Annotated in this window: 12 protein-coding genes; 9 read left to right on the top strand and 3 right to left on the bottom strand. The window is 43.8% G+C overall.

The annotated features are described in order from the left end of the window. Nucleotides 1–105: 105 nt before the first annotated feature. From G6047_RS02885 to G6047_RS02845, 9 genes are all read left to right on the top strand, one after another. Nucleotides 106–1317 (top strand): NAD(P)-dependent oxidoreductase, encoded by a 1212-nt coding sequence (locus G6047_RS02885; protein WP_169525971.1) that lies wholly within the window; start codon nt 106–108, stop codon nt 1315–1317. A 36-nt stretch (nt 1318–1353) separates the two neighbouring features. After that, entirely contained in the window at nt 1354–4095 is a 2742-nt protein-coding gene (locus G6047_RS02880) for a helix-turn-helix and ligand-binding sensor domain-containing protein (RefSeq protein ID WP_169525970.1), read from the top strand. A 195-nt stretch (nt 4096–4290) separates the two neighbouring features. After that, entirely contained in the window at nt 4291–7272 is a 2982-nt protein-coding gene (locus G6047_RS02875) for a SusC/RagA family TonB-linked outer membrane protein (protein ID WP_169525969.1), read from the top strand. 3 nt (nt 7273–7275) lie between these two features. Continuing rightward, nucleotides 7276–8727: a RagB/SusD family nutrient uptake outer membrane protein gene (locus tag G6047_RS02870; RefSeq protein WP_169525968.1), complete on the top strand. Its 1452-nt coding sequence runs from the start codon at nt 7276–7278 to the stop codon at nt 8725–8727. A gap of 42 nt (nt 8728–8769) precedes the next feature. Beyond that, a complete protein-coding gene (locus tag G6047_RS02865) occupies nt 8770–9696 on the top strand; it encodes a LamG domain-containing protein (RefSeq protein ID WP_169525967.1) in 927 nt (308 codons plus the stop codon). 71 nt (nt 9697–9767) lie between these two features. After that, complete coding sequence (locus G6047_RS02860; protein WP_394352490.1) at nt 9768–11159, top strand: glucoamylase family protein; 1392 nt, start codon at nt 9768–9770, stop codon at nt 11157–11159. 22 nt (nt 11160–11181) lie between these two features. Further along, entirely contained in the window at nt 11182–13482 is a 2301-nt protein-coding gene (bglX, locus tag G6047_RS02855) for a beta-glucosidase BglX (RefSeq protein WP_211165366.1), read from the top strand. 153 nt (nt 13483–13635) lie between these two features. Further along, on the top strand, nt 13636–15543 hold the full coding sequence (locus G6047_RS02850; protein WP_317168265.1) for a family 43 glycosylhydrolase: 1908 nt from the start codon (nt 13636–13638) through the stop codon (nt 15541–15543). Nucleotides 15544–15842: 299 nt separating this feature from the next. After that, nucleotides 15843–17279, top strand: coding sequence for an MFS transporter (locus tag G6047_RS02845; protein WP_169525965.1), 1437 nt, complete (start codon nt 15843–15845; stop codon nt 17277–17279). 194 nt (nt 17280–17473) lie between these two features. Here G6047_RS02845 and G6047_RS02840 read toward each other — a convergent pair whose 3' ends face one another. The 3 genes from G6047_RS02840 to kdsA form a co-directional block, all read right to left on the bottom strand. After that, entirely contained in the window at nt 17474–17761 is a 288-nt protein-coding gene (locus G6047_RS02840) for a hypothetical protein (RefSeq protein ID WP_169525964.1), read from the bottom strand. An 83-nt stretch (nt 17762–17844) separates the two neighbouring features. Beyond that, on the bottom strand, nt 17845–18678 hold the full coding sequence (locus G6047_RS02835; protein ID WP_169525963.1) for a hypothetical protein: 834 nt from the start codon (nt 18676–18678) through the stop codon (nt 17845–17847). A 13-nt stretch (nt 18679–18691) separates the two neighbouring features. Then, the gene (gene kdsA / locus G6047_RS02830; RefSeq protein WP_169525962.1) at nt 18692–19510 is read right to left on the bottom strand and encodes a 3-deoxy-8-phosphooctulonate synthase; all 819 of its coding nucleotides are present in this window, start codon (nt 19508–19510) and stop codon (nt 18692–18694) included. Between the last annotated feature and the right edge of the window lie 10 nt (nt 19511–19520).

The raw sequence follows: 19520 nt of genomic DNA, 5'->3' as shown, positions 1-19520 counted from the left end.
TTTTAACCGATTGGAAACCAGTAAAACCCGAATCAAAAGGGTTTGTAAAAAAGTTTTGACATCGATTTCGTAAACCGTACATTTGGCCGGATTAAAAAGGAAGCTATGAAAATTGGGATCATCAGGGAACGAAAAAACCCGCCGGACAGAAGAGTCGTATTCAGCCCGGAGGCACTTGCAGCACTTAAAAAACGCTATCCTGATGCCGATGTAACAGTTGAATCTTCAGACATCCGTGTGTTTAGTGACGATGAATACCGCAAAGCCGGAATTGAAGTCACGACAGATATGAACGACCGCGACTTTTTGATTGGGGTCAAAGAAGTCCCTGTCGAAAACCTGATTCCGGGGAAGAAGTACTTTTTCTTTTCGCATACCATTAAGGAACAGCCGCATAACCAAAAGCTGCTTAAAGCTATCCTTGAGAAAAATATCGATTTGTTCGATCACGAAACGATAGTCGATGCAAAGTTCGCCCGCCTTATCGGTTTTGGCAGGTATGCCGGAATTGTCGGGGCATACAACGGAATCCGTGCATTCGGCCTCAAATATGAATTGTTCGATTTGCCCAAGGCCGAAACCTTGCGTGACCAGGATGAATTGGTCTCGCGTCTCAAGAGAGTTATGCTTCCGCCGATAAAAATCGTTGTGACAGGCCACGGGAAAGTGGGTTCAGGTGTGAAGCAAATCCTTGATGCTATTGGCATAAAGCAGATTCAGCCGACTGATTTTCTGTCGAAAAACTATTCCAGCCCTGTCTACACCCAATTGGACGTACTCGATTATAACAAACGCATTGACGGTGAAATTCGCGACAACCAGGATTTCTATAAACACCCGGAAGCTTATGTTTCAGACTTCGAAAGATTTTCTCAAGCTGCAGATGTATACATGGCCGGACATTTCTACGGAAACGGCGCACCTATAATCCTGACTGCAGCAATGCTCGCTTCTCCCAAAAACAAGCTTAAAGTCATCGCTGATATTTCATGTGATGTAGATGGCCCGATCGCTTCGACTTTACGATCCTCTACCATAGCCGATCCGTTGTACGGGTATCATCCGGTCAAATTAACAGAAGTCGAATGGCACCATCCGGCGGCCGTGACCGTAATGGCAGTTGACAATTTGCCGTGTGAGCTTCCGCGTGATGCGAGCCGCGGATTTGGAGAGATGTTCCTCGAACACGTAGTGCCGGCGTTCTTCAATTCAGATGCAGACGGTATCCTCGAACGCGCCCAAATCACATCGAAAGGCACGCTGATGCCGCGGTTCCGTTATCTTTCGGATTATGCGGGATTGACCGAGAAAGTATAATCCCGTAATTCCTTACATTTGGTAAAAAGCGGTTTCTTGAAATCTTTGCTGCGTTTTATCCCGTTATTGTTACTTCCTTCTCTCGGCTGGGCCCAGAATATATTGCCGTTCACCGAGAATTTCACCAAGTCTGATTACAATGGCGAAAATCAGGTCTGGAGCATCACCCAGGCTCAGGATCATTCGCTGTGTTTTGCCAACAACAAGTATTTTTTACGATATGACGGCGTGGCATGGGAACGATCGGCGCTTCCGGCCCAAACGGCAATCCGATCACTTTACTCATACGATGACCGTGTGTATTGTGGCTCTTATAAGGAATTCGGATACTGGCAGCGCAAAGACGGACAGCTTAAGTATCATTCGTTAAGCAGCGGTCGTAACCTTTTTACAGGTGTTTCTGAAAACGAGGAAATCTGGAAAATATTCAGGTTCAAATCTCAAATATATTTCCAGTCTTTCAATGAATTATTTGTTTATGACGGAGGTTCAATCCGCAAAATAAGGCTGCCATTCCAGGTTTCTTATTTTTATCAGGCTGGCAGAAATCTGTATGCGGCATCTGTTAAAGAAGGCGTTTTTTTATTTGACGGAAAAGACTTTCAGCCGGTTTTAAACTGGGGTTTGGCCAAAGGAAAAATTGTCCACGCCATCGAATCGGTAGAAAACGAAACCTTCGTGTTTACCAAAACCGATGGTGTTTTCCGGACTATCCAAAATGGCCTTGAGGCTTGGAAACATCCGCTTAATTCCGTTTTCAAAAAAGAGGTCATACTGTCTGCCAAATATCTCGGAAATAATCAAATGGCTGTAGGGACTTCACTAAATGGTTTGTATCTGGTGAATTTGAAAACTTCCGAATTCCGTCATCTGAACCGAAGTAATTCAATCCTCAACAATACCATCCTCAACATCTTCAGCGACCAGGAAGGCGATCTCTGGCTTGGCCTCGACAATGGCATCGCACATGTGGAAGTGCAGTCGCCAGTAGGTTTGTATACCGATAATTCAGGTGGTTTGGGAACGGTTTACGCCATTGCAGAAGTAGATAAAAATACGCTTTTACTGGCGTCGAATCACGGTGTATTCAAATGGAAGAATGGTGCTATTGCGCAAATTCCGGGTTCTCAGGGCCAGGTTTGGGATATAGCCAAAGTCAGCAATCGTTTCCTTGTGGGGCATAACGATGGTTTTTTTGAGATTTCAGGCGATTTATGGAAGCCGATAAATTCGGTCAACGGCGGATGGAAATTCTTTTCCGATGTTTCGGCTAAACGCTACTTTCAGGCCAGTTATACCGGAATTGCGACCTACGGTTCGCTTAACGAAATGCAAAGCCCGAAATATGTTTACGGACTGACAAAGCCAATTCGTGACGCCGTCCAGGAATCACCGGATGTTTTGTGGGCCAGTGATAACTATCGCGGACTCTACCGGATAGAATTAGGAAATGAATTGGGGAAAGACAAGGTGATGAACATTACGGAAAAGCAGCATTTTACCAATGATTACAGTGTCAGGCTTTTAAAACTGGCCAATAAGGTTTACGCATTGATAGGGCAGAAGTGGTTTGAGTTTGACAAACGCAAAAATCTATTGCAGCCATCGGCATTCCTGAATAAATCCTTCAATGAGATTACTGATGTTTACCAGTCCGGGACAAATGAATTCCTGATGAACCGACGCGGAATCCTGTATAAAGTGATTTATAAATCGGGCAATTTTGAGTGGCAGATAATTCCGCCTAAGTATTACAGCGGAAAATTAGTTACCGGAAATACAAAGGCTTTCTCTATAGAAGGAAAGACCTATATCAACCTTGATGATGGCTTTCTTGCGCTGTATGGCCATCAAAGCGCAAACAGCCGCATACGTATTGAAGCGTTCTCGTCCGGGACCAATATGAAGCCGAATCAGTTTGTCGGGTTTGGCAAGGCAGTCGAAATTCGCGTCATCAGTGAATGGTTCGGTTATAAAAAGCCGACCGTGTATTATAAGGTAGACGACGATTCCCAGGTGATTCCGGTTCAAAACGGACGTATTTGGCTCAATAACCTTTCCGGCGGCCGGCATTCGGTACTTGTTTTTGATTTTGATGGGAAAAGCTATAAGGAACTGACCCGATACGAATTCCGCACGCGTTATCCGTGGTACTTTTCCAACCTGATGATCGCCATTTACGTAGTTGTTGCCGCACTATCGTTCTTTTTATATTACAGATGGAACAAACTGCGTACAGACCAACGATTGAAGCTTCAGGAAGAAACGTTAAGGCATCATAACGAAATTGCCCAAATGGAATTACGGGCGGAAAACGACGAAAAACACCGGGCTTACGAAAAACAAATCTTGGAACTAGAGGTAAAGAGCAAAACAGGTGAAATCGCAGGTAAATCCTTATCCATTGCCAAACAGTCGGAAATGATCGATACTATTCTGTCGATTGTAGAAACGGAAGAAGATCCTTCCCGCATCAAAACCAAGATACGAAAAGCCGTAAGAGGCAATGAACTCAACAAGCAGGAATGGGAAGCCTTTGAAAATAACCTTAACCAAATCAATGAAGGGTTCACCTCTAGGCTGCTTGAAAAGTATCCGGATCTTTCACCCCGAGAGATAAAATTATGCATCCATCTCCGAATGAATCTATCTTCCAAAGAAATCGCCCCGCTCATGAATATTTCCTATCGCGGAGTGGAATTGCAACGTTATCGTTTGCGTAAAAAGATTGGTGTCTCGACCGAGGCAAATCTCAATCAATTGATGATGGCACTATAAAATCAGTCCTCAGCCCTTAAAATCAAACTACATCATTACTACATCATTCAAGTTTTTATTTGTTTTTAAACGTATTAAAGACAAGTAATTAACACTCTTTTTTGATAACTTGTTTTTCTGTGTTAAAAACCACAATTACGAAAACGTTGTAATTTTATATATTAGCGTTGAAAAACAAAACCCAAGCCCACTCAAATGAAACACATTTTTACACTTTTTCTTACCATTTTCCTTTTCTCATTTGCAGAAGGACAAACGGTAAAAGGAACGGTGAAGGATGCCTCTGGCATTCCATTGCCCGGCGTTAATATTAAGGTAATACCCTCGAATGCGTCGACCATATCAGATATGGATGGAAATTTCACTATCGCAGCCAATGTCGGTGACGTTATTGAATTTTCATTTATTGGTTTCAGCACCAAAACTGTCAAGGCTACGACTCAAATGACGGTTGCGCTTGCTGAAGAATCGAGTACGCTTACGGAAGTTGTCGTAGTTGGATACGGAACCAAGAAATTGGGAGCTGTTACTGGTTCGGTCGCTCAAGTCAAAGCCGCCGACATAGTGCGTACTCCTGCACAATCTGCGGTACAGGCTATACAAGGTAAAGCTGCTGGTGTTAACATCGTAACGAATGATGAGCCTGGAAGTAACCCGACCATTAGGGTGCGTGGATTGGGGACGTTAATTGCAGGAAGAGACCCTCTGTATGTAATTGACGGGGTGGAAACCAACGGTCTAAATGGAATCAATCCGAACGATATTGAGAATATGGATGTGCTTAAGGATGCCTCGTCATTGGCTATCTACGGCCAAAAAGGGGCAAACGGAGTGGTAATCGTAACTACTAAAAAAGGAAAAGAAGGTAAGCTGAAAGTAACTTTTGATTCCTATTACGGTTTTAAAAACATTCAACGAAAAGTGGATATGGCAGATTCATATCAATTCGCCTACTTTAACAACTATGCAATGGGTTCGAGTTCGTATTTAAACCTTAACCAACCTTATAATACGAATTGGCTCGATGAAATTACAAGGACTGGTTCGGTAAAAAGCAATACGATGTCCATTTCCGGAGGAACCGAAAATGCCAATTATTATTTTTCAGCTGGAAATTATGAGGAAGAAGGTATTCTCATCGGAACAGAATATAAAAGGACCAACCTTAATTCCCGAAATCAGTTCAAAGCATTTGATGGTAAATTAAAAATCTCACAGAATTTTAATGCCACGATTGGTAGAAATACTCCAAAGCCTGCCAGTTTGTTTACTGCAGCATACAAACAGTCACCGATAGTGCCTGTTTATTTTGAAAACGGACGTTGGGGGCAGCCATTGCGTAATTCAGCTACCGGCTTAGTAGATATAAACGGAAGCGACCGTTTCAATAACGTAGCCAACCCTGTAGCGCAATTGGCAAATACGAATGATCAAAGTAAGAATGTAATTCTATTTGGATCTGTAGGGGCGGAGTTGCAAATTTTTAAAGATTTGAAATTCAATTCGACTTTTGGTGCTACTTACGAAACTTATAAAGGATATTCGTTTGTTGATAATACTGAAAATTACCTTATTACAAATGCGACCAAAACAATCACTGATTATGAAAATACATTTGGTGATAAAGAAGTAATATATAATACACTGACACAGTATCAGGGAACCAATTACGCCTGGAACTGGGATAACTACCTGACCTACACCAAATCAATCGGTAAGCATAATATAAATGTCACTGCCGGTATGTCAAGAACCACAAAACAAGATAATGATTATTTGTCCGGAACACGTCGGAATTTGCCTGAAAATGCTAATTATTGGAACCTTTCGTTAGCATCATATAACAGCGAAACTTCTCCTGGAGCAGTCACTACAGGTACCAAAACAACTCCAATTGTTTCAGTAGCTTATTTTGGCCGGTTTGAATATGACTATGACGGCAAATATATGCTGACAGGGATTTTGCGCCGGGAAGGTATTAGTGCTTTTCAGAAAAGCAACCGATGGGACAATTTTCCTTCAGTATCGGCGGGTTGGGTAGTGACCAATGAAGATTTTCTGAAAGAATCTAAAGTGTTTAATTACCTCAAAATTCGTGGTGGTTATGGGCAGGTTGGGAATGGAAATACATCAAATGCGACTAATAATGTCGTCTTCCGTTCAGGCGCCAACTACACTTTTGGTTCTGATCCTTCAATCAACCCCGGAGTAACAATTCCTTATGAAGTAGATCCGAACCTAACGTGGGAAACAATGGAGGAAATAGACCTGGGTCTTGATTTCAGGTTTCTGGATAACAGACTTAGCGGAACTATAGATTTATATGATCGTACGTCTAAAAATGTTATACTCCCTGTAAGTCTCCCTCCGGTGCTTTCACAAGAAGATGTTGTGCTTAATACAGGGGAAATTTCGAATAAAGGAGCTGAATTGTCTTTGCGTTGGCAAGACAAAATAGGTGACAAAATATCATACTGGATTGGTGGGAACATATCTTTCAACAAAAATGAGCTTACCAAAGTCACCAATACATATTTCGCGAATTTTACGGGAGGCGACCTTGGAAATGGTCAATTTACAAAGCAAGTATTGGTAGGCGAAGCTTTGGGTAGTTTCTATGTTTACGATGTAACTGGCTTTGATGCGAACGGTAATTTTACGTATAGCGATGAACGTGTTGTTGCCGGGTCTTACATACCAAAATATACTTACGGAGGAAATATAGGGTTGACTTACGGCAACATCGATTTTTCTGTGGATATATATGGTGTTGGTGGAAATAAAATTTTCAACGGAAAAAAGGCACAACGTTTTGGAGGTGAAAATTTCGAAGCTGATTATCTTGACAGCTTCTGGACGCCAGGCAACCCGAATGCAGAAAATCCAAATCCAAGCAACGAACAGCCCCGTCCTTCCACTTACTTCATTGAAGATGGTGCTTTCCTGCGGATAAATAACATTACGCTGGGGTACACTTTGCCGGAAGTTTCTAAGGCGATTACCAAAGCCAGAATTTATGTGACAGCTGTCAATCCTTTCCTATTTACAAAGTATAGTGGTTTCTCCCCTGAATCGTCGGGCAGCAATGGAGGTGATCCATTGGGGAATGCCGGGATGGAGCTCGATGCTTATCCAACCAACAAAACTTTTACGGTTGGTCTTAATCTTACTTTTTAAGCTATGAAAAAATATATAAAAAACCTTTTGATTGCTTCCGTGGTTCTGGCGGCAGTTTATTCCTGTGAAGATGATCTTGATGTTGCACAGACTGATTCTCAAACCGAAGAAGACTTTTTGTCAGATCCCAATAATTCAATCCAGCTTGTAAATGGGGTTTACAACAAAATGCTTGATTACAATATGTATTCTTTTTCCTGGATTGGATTGGCAAGTATAACTTCCGATGATGCAGATAAGGGATCTAGTGCAGGCGATACGGGTACAGACAAACATAAAATGGACGCACTTACTTTCGAATCATCTGATGTTTGCTTTAAAGATGTTTGGGAAGGTCGCTATCAAGGTATTAACCGTGCCAATACAACATTGTTTTACCTGAACGAACTTGAGATTGATGAAGCCCTTAAAAGCAGGCTTATTGGTGAAACAGAATTTTTACGAGCTTTATTTTATTTTGACTTGGTCCGTTGTTTCGGTGGTGTTCCCGTGGTTACGACGCGAATTGATATTAATGATTCACAGGCTATTACAGATCAGGTATACACTCGTAAAACCAAACAGGAAACATATGCTCAAATTGAAGCAGATCTTCTAGATGCTATAAACAGGTTGCCGGTTTCATATTCGGGAGGTGATGTCGGACGGGCTACGCGTGGCGCTGCCCAAGCCCTTTTAGCCAAGGCTTATCTCTATCAGGAAAAATGGCAGCAGGCTTACGATATGTCCGGAGAAGTAGTCAATTCGGGAGTTTACGCATTACTTCCCGATTATGGAAATGTATGGAGACAAATTGGGGAAAACGCATCAGAGTCAATTTTTGAAGTACAGGCATCGCTTACAAATGGGCTTGTTGAATATACGGATGTCCAAAACCCGCGTGGTACTCCAGATTTGGGGTGGGGCTTTAACACGCCATCCCAAAATCTTGTAAACTCATATGAGACGGGTGATCTACGTCGGAATGCGACGGTCTTATTTGTGCCGGGAGTTTTATGGGATGGATTCATTGCACCATCTACATGGACTAATCCACGATATAATTATAAAGCATATCAGAGCAGTATTGCCGAAGAATATGATCCGACCAATAAAGCTGTCACTGGAAAAAATCACAGGATTCTGAAGTACAGCGATATTCTTTTGATCCGTGCAGAAGCGGCATTTCATATTGGAATGGATGCCGAAGCACTCGATCGTGTAAATCAAATACGCACACGTGCAGGTCTGGCTGACTTGCCCTTCGTAGACCTTGCCGCAATCTTATTGGAGCGTCGTCATGAGATGGCTATGGAATACGATCGTTGGTTTGATATTGTGCGTACGAATACGGCTGCTTCTGCAATGGCTGCAGACAATAAAACTTTTGTAGTAGGAAAGCATGAAGTATTTCCAATCCCAAACACTGAAATAGTCAAGAGCGGCGGGTTGCTCACACAAAATCCCGGATACTAAAAAATTGTTATTTTAAAATTAATCCTTAACACTTTATTTATTATGAAAACCAGAAAAATTCTAATTTCGGCACTTCTTTCAGGTGTTGTATTAACTTCGTTGGTAAGCTGCGGCGATGACGACAACGGCACCAGCCTGCCACCAATCGGCGGATACAACTCTGCAGATGAAGTAGGAGCTGCCGACCTTAAAGCCTATTTCCCATTAAATGGAAATAGCACCGAGAGCAAGTCAGGAACAGCGGCAAACGATCAGTCAAACGTTACTTGGGTCGAAGGTCCAAAAGGACAAGCGGCTCATTTCAATGATGGATACCTAGCTTATCCTGTAATCAGCGCGCTTTCAAGCATGACAGGAAGTGTTTCCATTTCATTGTGGGCTAAAGTCGGCAATAACGGGACTCATGCAACGATGTTCTTCTCTTTGACAAAGCCAACAGGAACAGGTCCGGACGAATGGAACGGCGCCGCTAACGTAATGGCAGAAACGGGTATCGGGAACCGTTTGGTTTCTTCCGATACACTTAAAGTCAAAGGTTTGTTTAACATAGACAAAGCAGACGGAAGCAGCTTTGGTGGTGATGCAGTAAATGCAGAACAACTAACTGACGAAGATATTGCAAACGGAGGTGCTGTTGTGGTTAACCAAACTGCAAATGAGTGGATGCATGTAGTATACACTTATGATGGTGCTACTGCTACAAACAAACTGTATGTTAATGGAGTTAAAATCTCCAATCCACAATGGGAACGTCGTAATGTTGTCGATGGAGTTGATGTTGCTGTACCATTCAATGCGAAAAGCAACGCCCGCGCCATTATCGGAACTTTCGGATCGCTTCTTTCAGGAGGTTCAGATACCTGGCAGGATAACATGACAGGTGATGTCGATGAAATCCGTGTTTGGAACAAAACACTTTCTCAACAAGAGATTGGGTTCCTTTACGAACTTGAATTAGCAGGTCGTTAATCCTAAACCACAAACCCGGCAGTTCTCGCTGCCGGGTTATTTTTTGTACTCCCTCTTCTCTAAAAAAAGACATTTTGAAATTCCTTCGCCTCATATTACTCATACCATTTCTCATTTCCTGCGGCTGTTCAGACAACAACACGTCTGTTACAGAGCCGACTACAGATGACACCGTTGACGACACACCAGACCCGGTTTATACTGATGCCGAACTTCTGGACAGGGTACAACAAGAGTCATTCAAATATTTCTGGGATTATGCCGAATCCAACTCAAAGCTCGCCCGCGAACGGTATCACACAGATGAACCGAGCGTAGACGAACATTTGGTAACCACAGGCGGTTCCGGATTTGGTTTGATGACCATCCTTGTAGGCATCGAGCGTGGTTTTGTGCCACGTGCCGAAGCTGTCGCACGATTGAATACAGCACTTACATTCCTTGAAAACGCCGATCGTTTCCATGGAGCCTGGTCGCATTGGATAGATGGAAATACCGGAAATGTAGTTCCTTTTGGTACAGCAGACAACGGAGGTGATTTAGTCGAAACTTCATTTATGTGCCAGGCATTAATCTGCGTACGCGAATATTTTAAGAATGGGACAACCGAAGAACAAGCCTTGGCTACAAAAGCCGATGAACTCTGGAAAGGTGTCGATTGGCAATGGTATACCCGTGGCGGTCAAAACGCCCTTTGGTGGCATTGGTCGCCCACGAATACGGAACAGATTGATTTTAAACTCGAAGGCTACAACGAATGTTTAATTACTTATATCATGGGGGCATCGTCTCCGACACATCCAGTTCAGGCAGCAGCCTATCACGAAGGTTGGGCCAGAAGTGGAGCAATCGTTAGTGCGGCCACAAAATACGGGCTTCCGGTAGTTTTCAATTACAACGGTGCAAACGGAAATGTCGGCCCTATGTTCTGGTCACATTATTCGTATTTGGGATTGAACCCTACAGGTTTGACAGACCAATATGCCGATTACTGGACATTGACACAGAACCATGCGAAAATCATGTATCAATATTGCGTTGCAAATCCGCATCAATACGCCGGATATGCAGAAAATTCATGGGGGTTGACGGCTAGTTACTCACGTAATTCAAACGGTTCTACCGGATATTCAGCCCACTCGCCAACGAATGACTTAGGTGTAATCTCTCCAACGGCCGCGCTTTCGTCATTTCCGTATACTCCGACAGAATCCATGGCAGCCCTTCATCATTTCTACGAAGATACCAGCCTAAACCTGATTGGTGTTGCTGGACCTTATGATGCATTTTCCCCTCAGCACAACTGGCGTACACCTCGTTATCTGGCTATTGACCAGGGAACTATTGCACCAATGGTCGAAAATTACCGCAGCGGAATGCTATGGAACCTTTTTATGAATGCACCTGAAGTGCAGACCGGTCTCCAGAATCTCGGATTCCACTCAACCACTTATGGATTTTAATTACCCACTACAAACAAACAACATGATCAAAAAAACGCTGTTAGCCTTGATGATTTCGGTAAGTATAACCGGACTCGCCCAAAAGAAAGGCGAAAAAGCTACTGTCATCAAACCTAAAAAAGAATTTATAGATGAGTTGCTGTCCAAAATGACGCTCGAGGAAAAGCTCGGACAACTCAATCTGCCAACTTCGGACGATTTTACCACTGGGACTGCCGGAAGCACAGGGACTGCTAAAAAAATTGAACAAGGTAAAGTGGGAGGCTTATTCAATATCAAAAGCGTAAAAAAAATCAGGGAAATGCAGCGGTTGGCAGTTGAAAAAAGCCGTCTCCATATTCCGTTGATTTTCGGGATGGATGTCATCCACGGATACGAAACCGTATTCCCGATTCCGTTGGGCCTTTCTACATCGTGGGATATGCCGATGATTGAAAAATCGGCACGCATTGCCGCACAGGAAGCCACAGCCGATGGTATCTGCTGGACATTTTCTCCAATGGTTGATATTTCACGTGACCCGCGTTGGGGACGTGCATCAGAAGGTTCGGGTGAGGATCCATTTCTCGGAAGCCGCATTGCAGAAGCTATGATCAAAGGTTATCAAGGTTCAGATTTGTCAGCCAATAACACGATGATGGCCTGCGTGAAACATTTCGCCCTGTATGGAGCTGCCGAAGCCGGACGCGATTACAATACCACCGACATGAGCCTCAACCGCATGTACAACGAATATTTCCCGCCATATAAGGCCGGTGCCGATGCAGGCGCAGGTTCTTTTATGGTATCATTCAATGACATCAATGGTATTCCGGCAACGGGAAATAAATGGTTGCTCACCGATGTACTTCGTAAACAATGGGGCTTCAAAGGTTTCGTCGTCACAGACTACACCGGAATCCCGGAAATGATCGAACACGGAATGGGCGATTTGCAAACCGTATCGGCCTTATCCATGAACGCCGGAGTTGAAATGGACATGGTAGGAGAAGGTTTCCTTGGAACGTTGAAGAAATCGCTCGATGAAGGCAAAGTCACCCAAAAAAGAATTGATGATGCCGTCCGTCTGATACTCGAAGCGAAATATAATCTGGGCCTTTTCAAAGATCCATACTTGTATTGCGATGAAAACCGCGCCAAGACCGAAATCTTCACAGCTTCCAACCGTAAATCGGCACGTGAAATTGCGGCTGCATCTATGGTACTTCTTAAAAACGACAACCAACTGTTGCCCCTCAAAAAATCCGGAACAATTGGCCTTATCGGTCCGTTGGCCGATGCCATGGAAAACATGAACGGAACCTGGAGCGTTGCCGGTGACATCACAAAAGCCGTATCATTGCGAAAAGGACTTGAAGATGCCGTCGGTAAAAACGCAAAAATCCTGTATGCCAAAGGATCGAACCTCGATTACAACGAAACGTTTGAAGCGAACGCAACTATGTTCGGAAAAACATTGCACCGTGATTCGCGTTCGCCCGAAGTAATACTTAAAGAAGCGCTCGATGTCGCCAAACAATCCGATGTCATCCTGGCAGCAATCGGGGAATCGGCGGAATTAAGCGGAGAATCCACAAGCCGTACAAATATTAAAATCCCGCAGGTACAAAAGGATTTACTCAAAGCACTTATCGCTACCGGAAAACCTGTCGTTGTCGTTTTGTTTACGGGTCGTCCGCTTGATTTGACAGATGAAGATGCATCTGCTCCGGCAATCCTCAATACCTGGTTCGCCGGAACCGAAGCCGGAAACGCCATTGCCGATGTGTTGTTCGGAGCCGTAAATCCTTCAGGCAAACTCACCATGACTTTTCCGAGAAGCATCGGGCAAGTGCCTATTTTCTACAGCCACAAAAATACGGGTCGTCCATTGGCGAATTCAGAAGGTAAGTTCGAGAAATTCCGTTCCAATTACATAGACGAGCGCAACGAACCACTTTACGCTTTTGGTTACGGATTGAGCTATACGAAATTCGAGTATTCCAACCTTAAGGTTTCGTCTGATAAACTTCAGCAGAACGGAAGCATCACAGTAACAGTCGATCTTGCCAATACCGGAAATTACGACGGATATGAAGTGGCGCAATTATACACACGTGACCTGGTAGGATCTATTTCACGTCCCGTTCGTGAGCTAAAAGGTTTCCAGAAAGTCTGGCTCAAAAAAGGAGAGAAAAAGACGCTGACGTTTACCCTGACCGCAAACGATCTTAAATTTTACAACAATGACCTGCAGTTCGTGGCCGAACCGGGCGACTTCGAAGTCTATGTCGGAGGCGACTCGAATGCCAAACTGCAAACTAAATTCGAACTGGTAAATTAATATAAATAAAGTTTTGAGTTAGTGATTATTTTGATTTCAATTTTGGTTAACCCCTTGGCCAGTCGAGGGGTTTTCTTTTTGAGTTCGGAAGATCGAAAGTTCGGAAGATCAAAATATCGGAAGATAGTTAGGGTCGGATAATAAATAATAAAAATGAAAATAAATAATAGAAGCTTTTTCCCGCTGCCCGTTACAAGCGCTCGGGTGCTTTGCCGTTTTTCCACCCCAAAAAAGGAGCTTCTCGCGTCGCTCTTTTTCGGCGGGAAAAGCAGGGCAAACCACGACTCGCGGCTTTGCACTCGCATCGGGGCTATGGCCTTGGTGGTGTTACTGACCTTATCGGCTCAAACATCGGCACAACAAAAAACCTACTGTAATCCTATCAACGTCGACTACGGCTATTGTCCTATTCCCAATTTCGTCACCCAAGGAAAACACCGTGCTACCGCAGATCCGGTCGTCACGTTTTTCAAAGGCGAATATTATATGTTCTCGACCAATCAATGGGGCTATTGGCACAGCAAGGATATGCTCAACTGGAAGTTCATCCACCGCAAGTTCCTTCGGCCGGAGCACAAGGTCTATGATGAATTGTGTGCGCCATCGGTTTCATTCGTAAACGATACCATGATTGTCGTCGGGTCGACACACACCAAAGAATTTCCCATCTGGATGAGCACAAATCCATCAACTGATGACTGGAAACAACTTGTCCATAAATCACAAGCTGCTGCCTGGGACCCGCAGATTTTCTGGGATAAGGAAACAGACAAGGTTTACGAATATTTCGGTTCGAGCAATCTCTATCCGCTTTATGCGTATCAACTAGACAGAAAAACATTCCAGCCAATCGGGGACGAACCCATGCCGCAAATCGCCTTGAATGACGACGAACACGGTTGGGAGCGTTTTGGCGAATACAATGACAATACCTTTTTGAATCCGTTTGTAGAAGGTGCTTTCGTGACCAAACACAACGGAAAATACTATCTGCAATACGGTGCACCGGGAACCGAATTCAGCGGATACGGCGACGGCGTTTATGTCAGTGACAAACCAATGGGACCTTGGGAATACCAATCTTTCAATCCATTCTCATACAAACCCGGAGGTTTTGCCCGTGGTGCCGGTCATGGAGCAACTTTTCAGGATGCAAATGATGCGTACTGGCACGTTTCGACCATCGGCATCTGTACCAAAAACAATTTTGAAAGACGCATCGGGATTTGGCCGGCCGGTTTTGACAAAGACGGTATTTTGTATTCAAATACGGCCTATGGCGATTACCCGACGTTTCTCCCTGCCGAGAAAAAAGGGCATTTAGCACCGAGTTTCGCCGGTTGGATGCTGCTCAATTACAACAAGCCGGTTCAGGTTTCATCGACGCTTGGCGGTTATCAGGCAAATGCGGCTGTCGATGAAGATATCAAAACGTATTGGAGTGCAAAGTCTGATGGAAAAGGTGAGTGGCTGATTTCTGATCTGGGTGAAGTAAGCATCATCAATGCCATCCAGATCAATTACGCCGACCAGGATGCCGATATCATGGGAAAACCAGATGCGACAAAAGGCCATCAATACGTCATTTCTGTTTCAAACGACAACAAGAACTGGAAAACCATTGTAGATAAGTCGAAGAACAAAACGGATGTGCCTCACGATTATGTCGAATTGGAAAAACCGGCAAGTGGCCGCTATGTGAAGATTGAAAATCTTGGTATGCCGACCGGAAAATTCGCTTTGTCAGGCTTTAGAGTATTTGGAAAAGGAAGCGGATTGAAACCTCAGCCAGTCAAAAATTTCGTCCCATTACGTGCTGAACCGAAACGCAAAGGCGAACGCCGCAACGTGTGGTTCAAATGGCAACAGAATCCGGATGCTGACGGTTATGTGATTTATTTTGGCAAATCGCCGGATAAGATGTACGGATCTATTATGGTCAATGGAAAAACCGAATATTACTTTAACGGGCTTGACCGCAGCGATGTGTATTACTTTTCAATTGAAGCTTTTAACGCGAATGGGATTTCGGAGCGCAGTGAGGTTAAGGAGTCGAAGTAGTCATGAAAGTCGGGAAAGTCATGAAAGGATTAGTTGGATTAGAAGAGTTGCTTGTTGTGAATGGTCTTTTGCGACTTTCCCGACTTTTCGGACTTTCACGGCTGCACACTGTTCGAAAACGTTTGAATTCTCATTTTTCAATCGATTTCGTTAATAACTAAAAATTGGCGGTATTGCAGGATAGATACATTAAGATGATATTTATAAAATATTGCGGATAAATTGATTAATGTGTAAAAAATACACGTATTTATTCGGATATAAACAAATCAAACCAACGTTTAAAACCAAATTATTTTATGAGTTCCGGAAATGTTCAAACCAAATGGAGCCAGTTTCTGCCGCTGGTCACCGTTTTTTTCTTTTGGGGTTTTGTGGCGGCGAGCAACGATATCCTGATTCCTGTTTTCAAGAAGGCTTTTACGCTTTCGCAGGTTGAGAGCCAGTTGGTATCACTCGCTTTTTACATTGCCTATACGGTAGGTTCGTTAATCTATCTTGGCGTTTCGTATGCCATGAAATCTGATATCGTCAATCGTTTGGGGTATAAGAATTCACTGGCGCTTGGCCTTGGCATTTCGGCTGTGGGAACATTATTGTTTTATCCGGCTGCGAATACGGGTTCATTTCCGTTGATGCTTTCGGGGCTTTTTATCGTTGGTCTGGGGTTTTCGCTCCAACAGACTGTGGCGAATCCCTTGGCAATTGCTCTCGGGCCTGCCAATACAGGTTCGCAGCGTTTGACACTTGCAGGCGGTGTGAATAATTTCGGCACGACGATCGGTCCGCTTATCGTTAGTTTTGCATTGTTCGGTTCACCTGATTCCGGAAATACCACAGTTGATATACAAGACGTAAAGACTCCTTATCTTATTTTGGGGGCGGCTTTCCTTTTGGTGGCTTTGTTCCTTAAGATGTCGGCTTTGCCAAACCATCCGGAAACTGAAGTAGAAACAGAGGCTTCAAAGAATGAAGTAGTGAAATCGGCACTTAAGTATCCACAGCTCGTATTGGGAATGATTGCAATTTTCGTTTATGTGGGTGTTGAAGTTTCAACAGCGAGTAACCTGCCTGCATATCTTGAAAAGGATCTCGGCTTTTTGACCAAAGATGTGGCACCTTATGTTTCGCTCTATTGGGCGAGTTTGATGATTGGTCGTTGGACGGGCGCTGTCGAGGCTTTTACAGATGATAAATCAATCCAGAAAATACTTAAGATTGTTGCGCCTTATCTGGCATTTGGAGTATTCCTGGGAGTCAATGCGATTATGCAACATGATCTGGCCCCGTTCTATGTCTATGCCGCAATTATTCTGGTCATGATTGTTGCCGATATGGCCAGTAAAGGTAATCCGGCGCGTATGCTGTTATTGTTTTCTGCGCTTGGAATAGTCGCACTTTTAATTGGTATGACGACTTCCGGAATGGTCAGCGTTTATGCATTCACGAGCGTTGGGTTGTTCTGTAGTACGTTGTGGCCTTGTATTTTTGCACTTGCCATCAGCGGACTTGGAAAAAGTACAAACCAGGGAAGTAACTTCCTGATCATGATGATCATGGGTGGTGGATGGATTTCGATGATCCAGGGCTATGTGGCCGATATGACGACAATCCATTCAAGTTACATTGTTGGTGTTTGCTGTTTTGCCTATCTGGCATTCTATGCCTGGAGAGTAAGTGCAATACTAAAAGCCCAGGGAATAGTCCTTGACAGGGTTGAAGGGGGAGGCCACTAAAGAGACTCGATTTTATAAATAGCCAAAGGGTTTGCAATCACTTGCAAACCCTTTTTGTTTAAACCCTACTAAAAGTTTATTGAATGGCTTGACTAAGATAACGTTGTAGCCAAGTTTGACCAAAATCCTTTTGTGGTTTTCGATGAACGGCAGGTTATTTTAACTTTTATTAGGAAAGTCCTGTCGTTCGTCGATTATTTATTTTCCTTGTAGCGACGGTCAGGTGTACCGTCTTTTTTTACATGGACTTTTTGTTTGTAGCGTTTATCTGCAGTGCCATCTTTTTTGAGGACTGTACCGTTTGCATCTGTGGTGACCGTTTTTTTGTCTTTTTCAGATTTGGTAGTCTTTTTATCGACAGTAGCCGATTTTTCAGTCTTTGTTTCTTTTTTGTCTTTTGTAGTCGTTGTCGTTTTTTCCTGTGCTATTGAAGAAAAAGACAATGCAATCAGTGCCAGCAGGCTCATCAATACTTTTTTCATGATACTTTGATTTAAGTGTATCATAAAATTAAGAAACATCTTATGAAATGTGCCGCGGAATTAACGAATTCTTGTGTGAGTTATTAAACTTTGAAAACACCTCCAAAAACAAGATTGGTCTGCCTGAACGTGAAATGATGTGAAGCGTGGTCGCTCGAATCGAAGGTTGTGCGTACATCGGGCATATTGATATATCCGCCTTTGAGCTCGCTCTGTACAAAAAAGTGTTTGAAGAAGGTGAGATTCAAACCGACTTTCGCCGCCATTCCATAACCCGATAGGTGGAACTTATCATGTCTTTCCTGACCCATAAGGGTTGTGTTGGTTTTAGGTAATAATATGCCCCCACCGGCACCAACTATGGTGTTCACCTGAATATATTCAGCCGAAAGGCCTAAGTATTCAGAAATAGGATCATGGCGTTCGCCTTCAAGATTGATATAGTTCAAACCATCCGTATGCTCGAACTGCAGGAACTCCATAGTCATTTGCTCCGGGCTGTGATTGTAGGTTCCGTTAAAAGGGGCATGCCCCGTGATGTAGCCTGTCATATCCGCCGTCTGGAATTGGGTCATCACATATTTCATGTGGTCGAGTCCGATTGAAATGACATATTTATCCGTCAGGTAATACCCGATGCGGTAATTGGTCTGTGGAATCGTGATACGGGACGGATTGAGATAATCTATCGAAAAACCTTTGTACTTATCGTGTGCATCGACGTTGTCCAACGTAAAGTCATATCCGTTTCCCCAAAACCGGATATCCGATTTGCTGAACTTGTCTTTATTTCCGCCATAGAAAATAAAAAAGCTGCCTTTTTTGTGGAGTTTTACAAACGAGACTGGTTCGGCCGTTTCCTGTGAAACCGCCAAAAGGCTGCCGAGAAGGCACGCCAGGGTAAAGAATTTTTTCAAGATTCCTCTGGATTTAAAATGTATTGATTGTTTGGCGGATGGCGACGAGTTTTCTCATCAAACCATCGAAATATTTGAGGTCGAGCATATTCGCGCCGTCACTCTTGGCGTGTGCAGGATCAAAATGTGTTTCAATGAAAATACCATCGGCACCAACAGCAATGCCGGCTTTCGCGATGGTTTCAATCATATCCGGACGACCACCCGTAACACCGGCGGATTGGTTCGGTTGCTGGAGCGAGTGCGTCACGTCAAGCACCGTTGTCGCAAATTGCTTCATCGTCGGGATGCCGCGGTAATCGACAATCATATCCTGATAGCCGAACATGGTTCCGCGGTCTGTCACCATCACTTTCTCATTGTGGCAATCGAGTACTTTCTGGACAGCGTGTTTCATGCTTTCCGGGCTCATGAACTGGCCTTTTTTGAGGTTGACCGTTTTGCCCGTTTCTGCAGCCGCAACCACTAAATCTGTTTGTCTGACAAGGAACGCCGGAATCTGCAATACATCTACATATTGGGCCGCCATGGCCGCATCTTCGTTGGTGTGGATGTCGGTAATCGTGGGAACATTGAATGTCTCAGAAACTTTCTGCAGTATTTTCAATGCTTTTTCGTCACCGATTCCAGAGAAACTGTCTATTCGCGAACGGTTCGCCTTTTTGAACGAACCTTTGAAAACGTACGGAATTTTTAAATCGTCCGTAATCCGGACAAGTGTTTCGGCAATTTTCATCGCCATTTCTTCACCTTCAATGGCACAAGGGCCGGCCAAAAGAAAGAAATTACCACTGTGAGTATTTTTGATATTGGGAATGGAAAGAAGATCCATAGGTAAGATA

The sequence above is a fragment of the Flavobacterium silvaticum genome, from assembly GCF_012911565.1.
GTDB lineage: Bacteria > Bacteroidota > Bacteroidia > Flavobacteriales > Flavobacteriaceae > Flavobacterium > Flavobacterium silvaticum.
The sequence above is the reverse complement of the archived record's forward strand: the minus strand, read 5'-3'. Positions and strand labels throughout refer to the sequence as shown.

What these genes read in the sequence shown, in the direction of transcription:
- G6047_RS02885 (WP_169525971.1), top strand. Translation starts at nt 106, where the DNA reads ATGAAAATTGGGATCATCAGGGAACGAAAAAACCCGCCGGACAGAAGA.
- G6047_RS02875 (WP_169525969.1), top strand. Translation starts at nt 4,291, where the DNA reads ATGAAACACATTTTTACACTTTTTCTTACCATTTTCCTTTTCTCATTT.
- G6047_RS02870 (WP_169525968.1), top strand. Translation starts at nt 7,276, where the DNA reads ATGAAAAAATATATAAAAAACCTTTTGATTGCTTCCGTGGTTCTGGCG.
- G6047_RS02865 (WP_169525967.1), top strand. Translation starts at nt 8,770, where the DNA reads ATGAAAACCAGAAAAATTCTAATTTCGGCACTTCTTTCAGGTGTTGTA.
- bglX (WP_211165366.1), top strand. Translation starts at nt 11,182, where the DNA reads ATGATCAAAAAAACGCTGTTAGCCTTGATGATTTCGGTAAGTATAACC.
- G6047_RS02850 (WP_317168265.1), top strand. Translation starts at nt 13,636, where the DNA reads ATGAAAATAAATAATAGAAGCTTTTTCCCGCTGCCCGTTACAAGCGCT.
- G6047_RS02845 (WP_169525965.1), top strand. Translation starts at nt 15,843, where the DNA reads ATGAGTTCCGGAAATGTTCAAACCAAATGGAGCCAGTTTCTGCCGCTG.
- G6047_RS02840 (WP_169525964.1), bottom strand. Translation starts at nt 17,761, where the DNA reads ATGAAAAAAGTATTGATGAGCCTGCTGGCACTGATTGCATTGTCTTTT.
- kdsA (WP_169525962.1), bottom strand. Translation starts at nt 19,510, where the DNA reads ATGGATCTTCTTTCCATTCCCAATATCAAAAATACTCACAGTGGTAAT.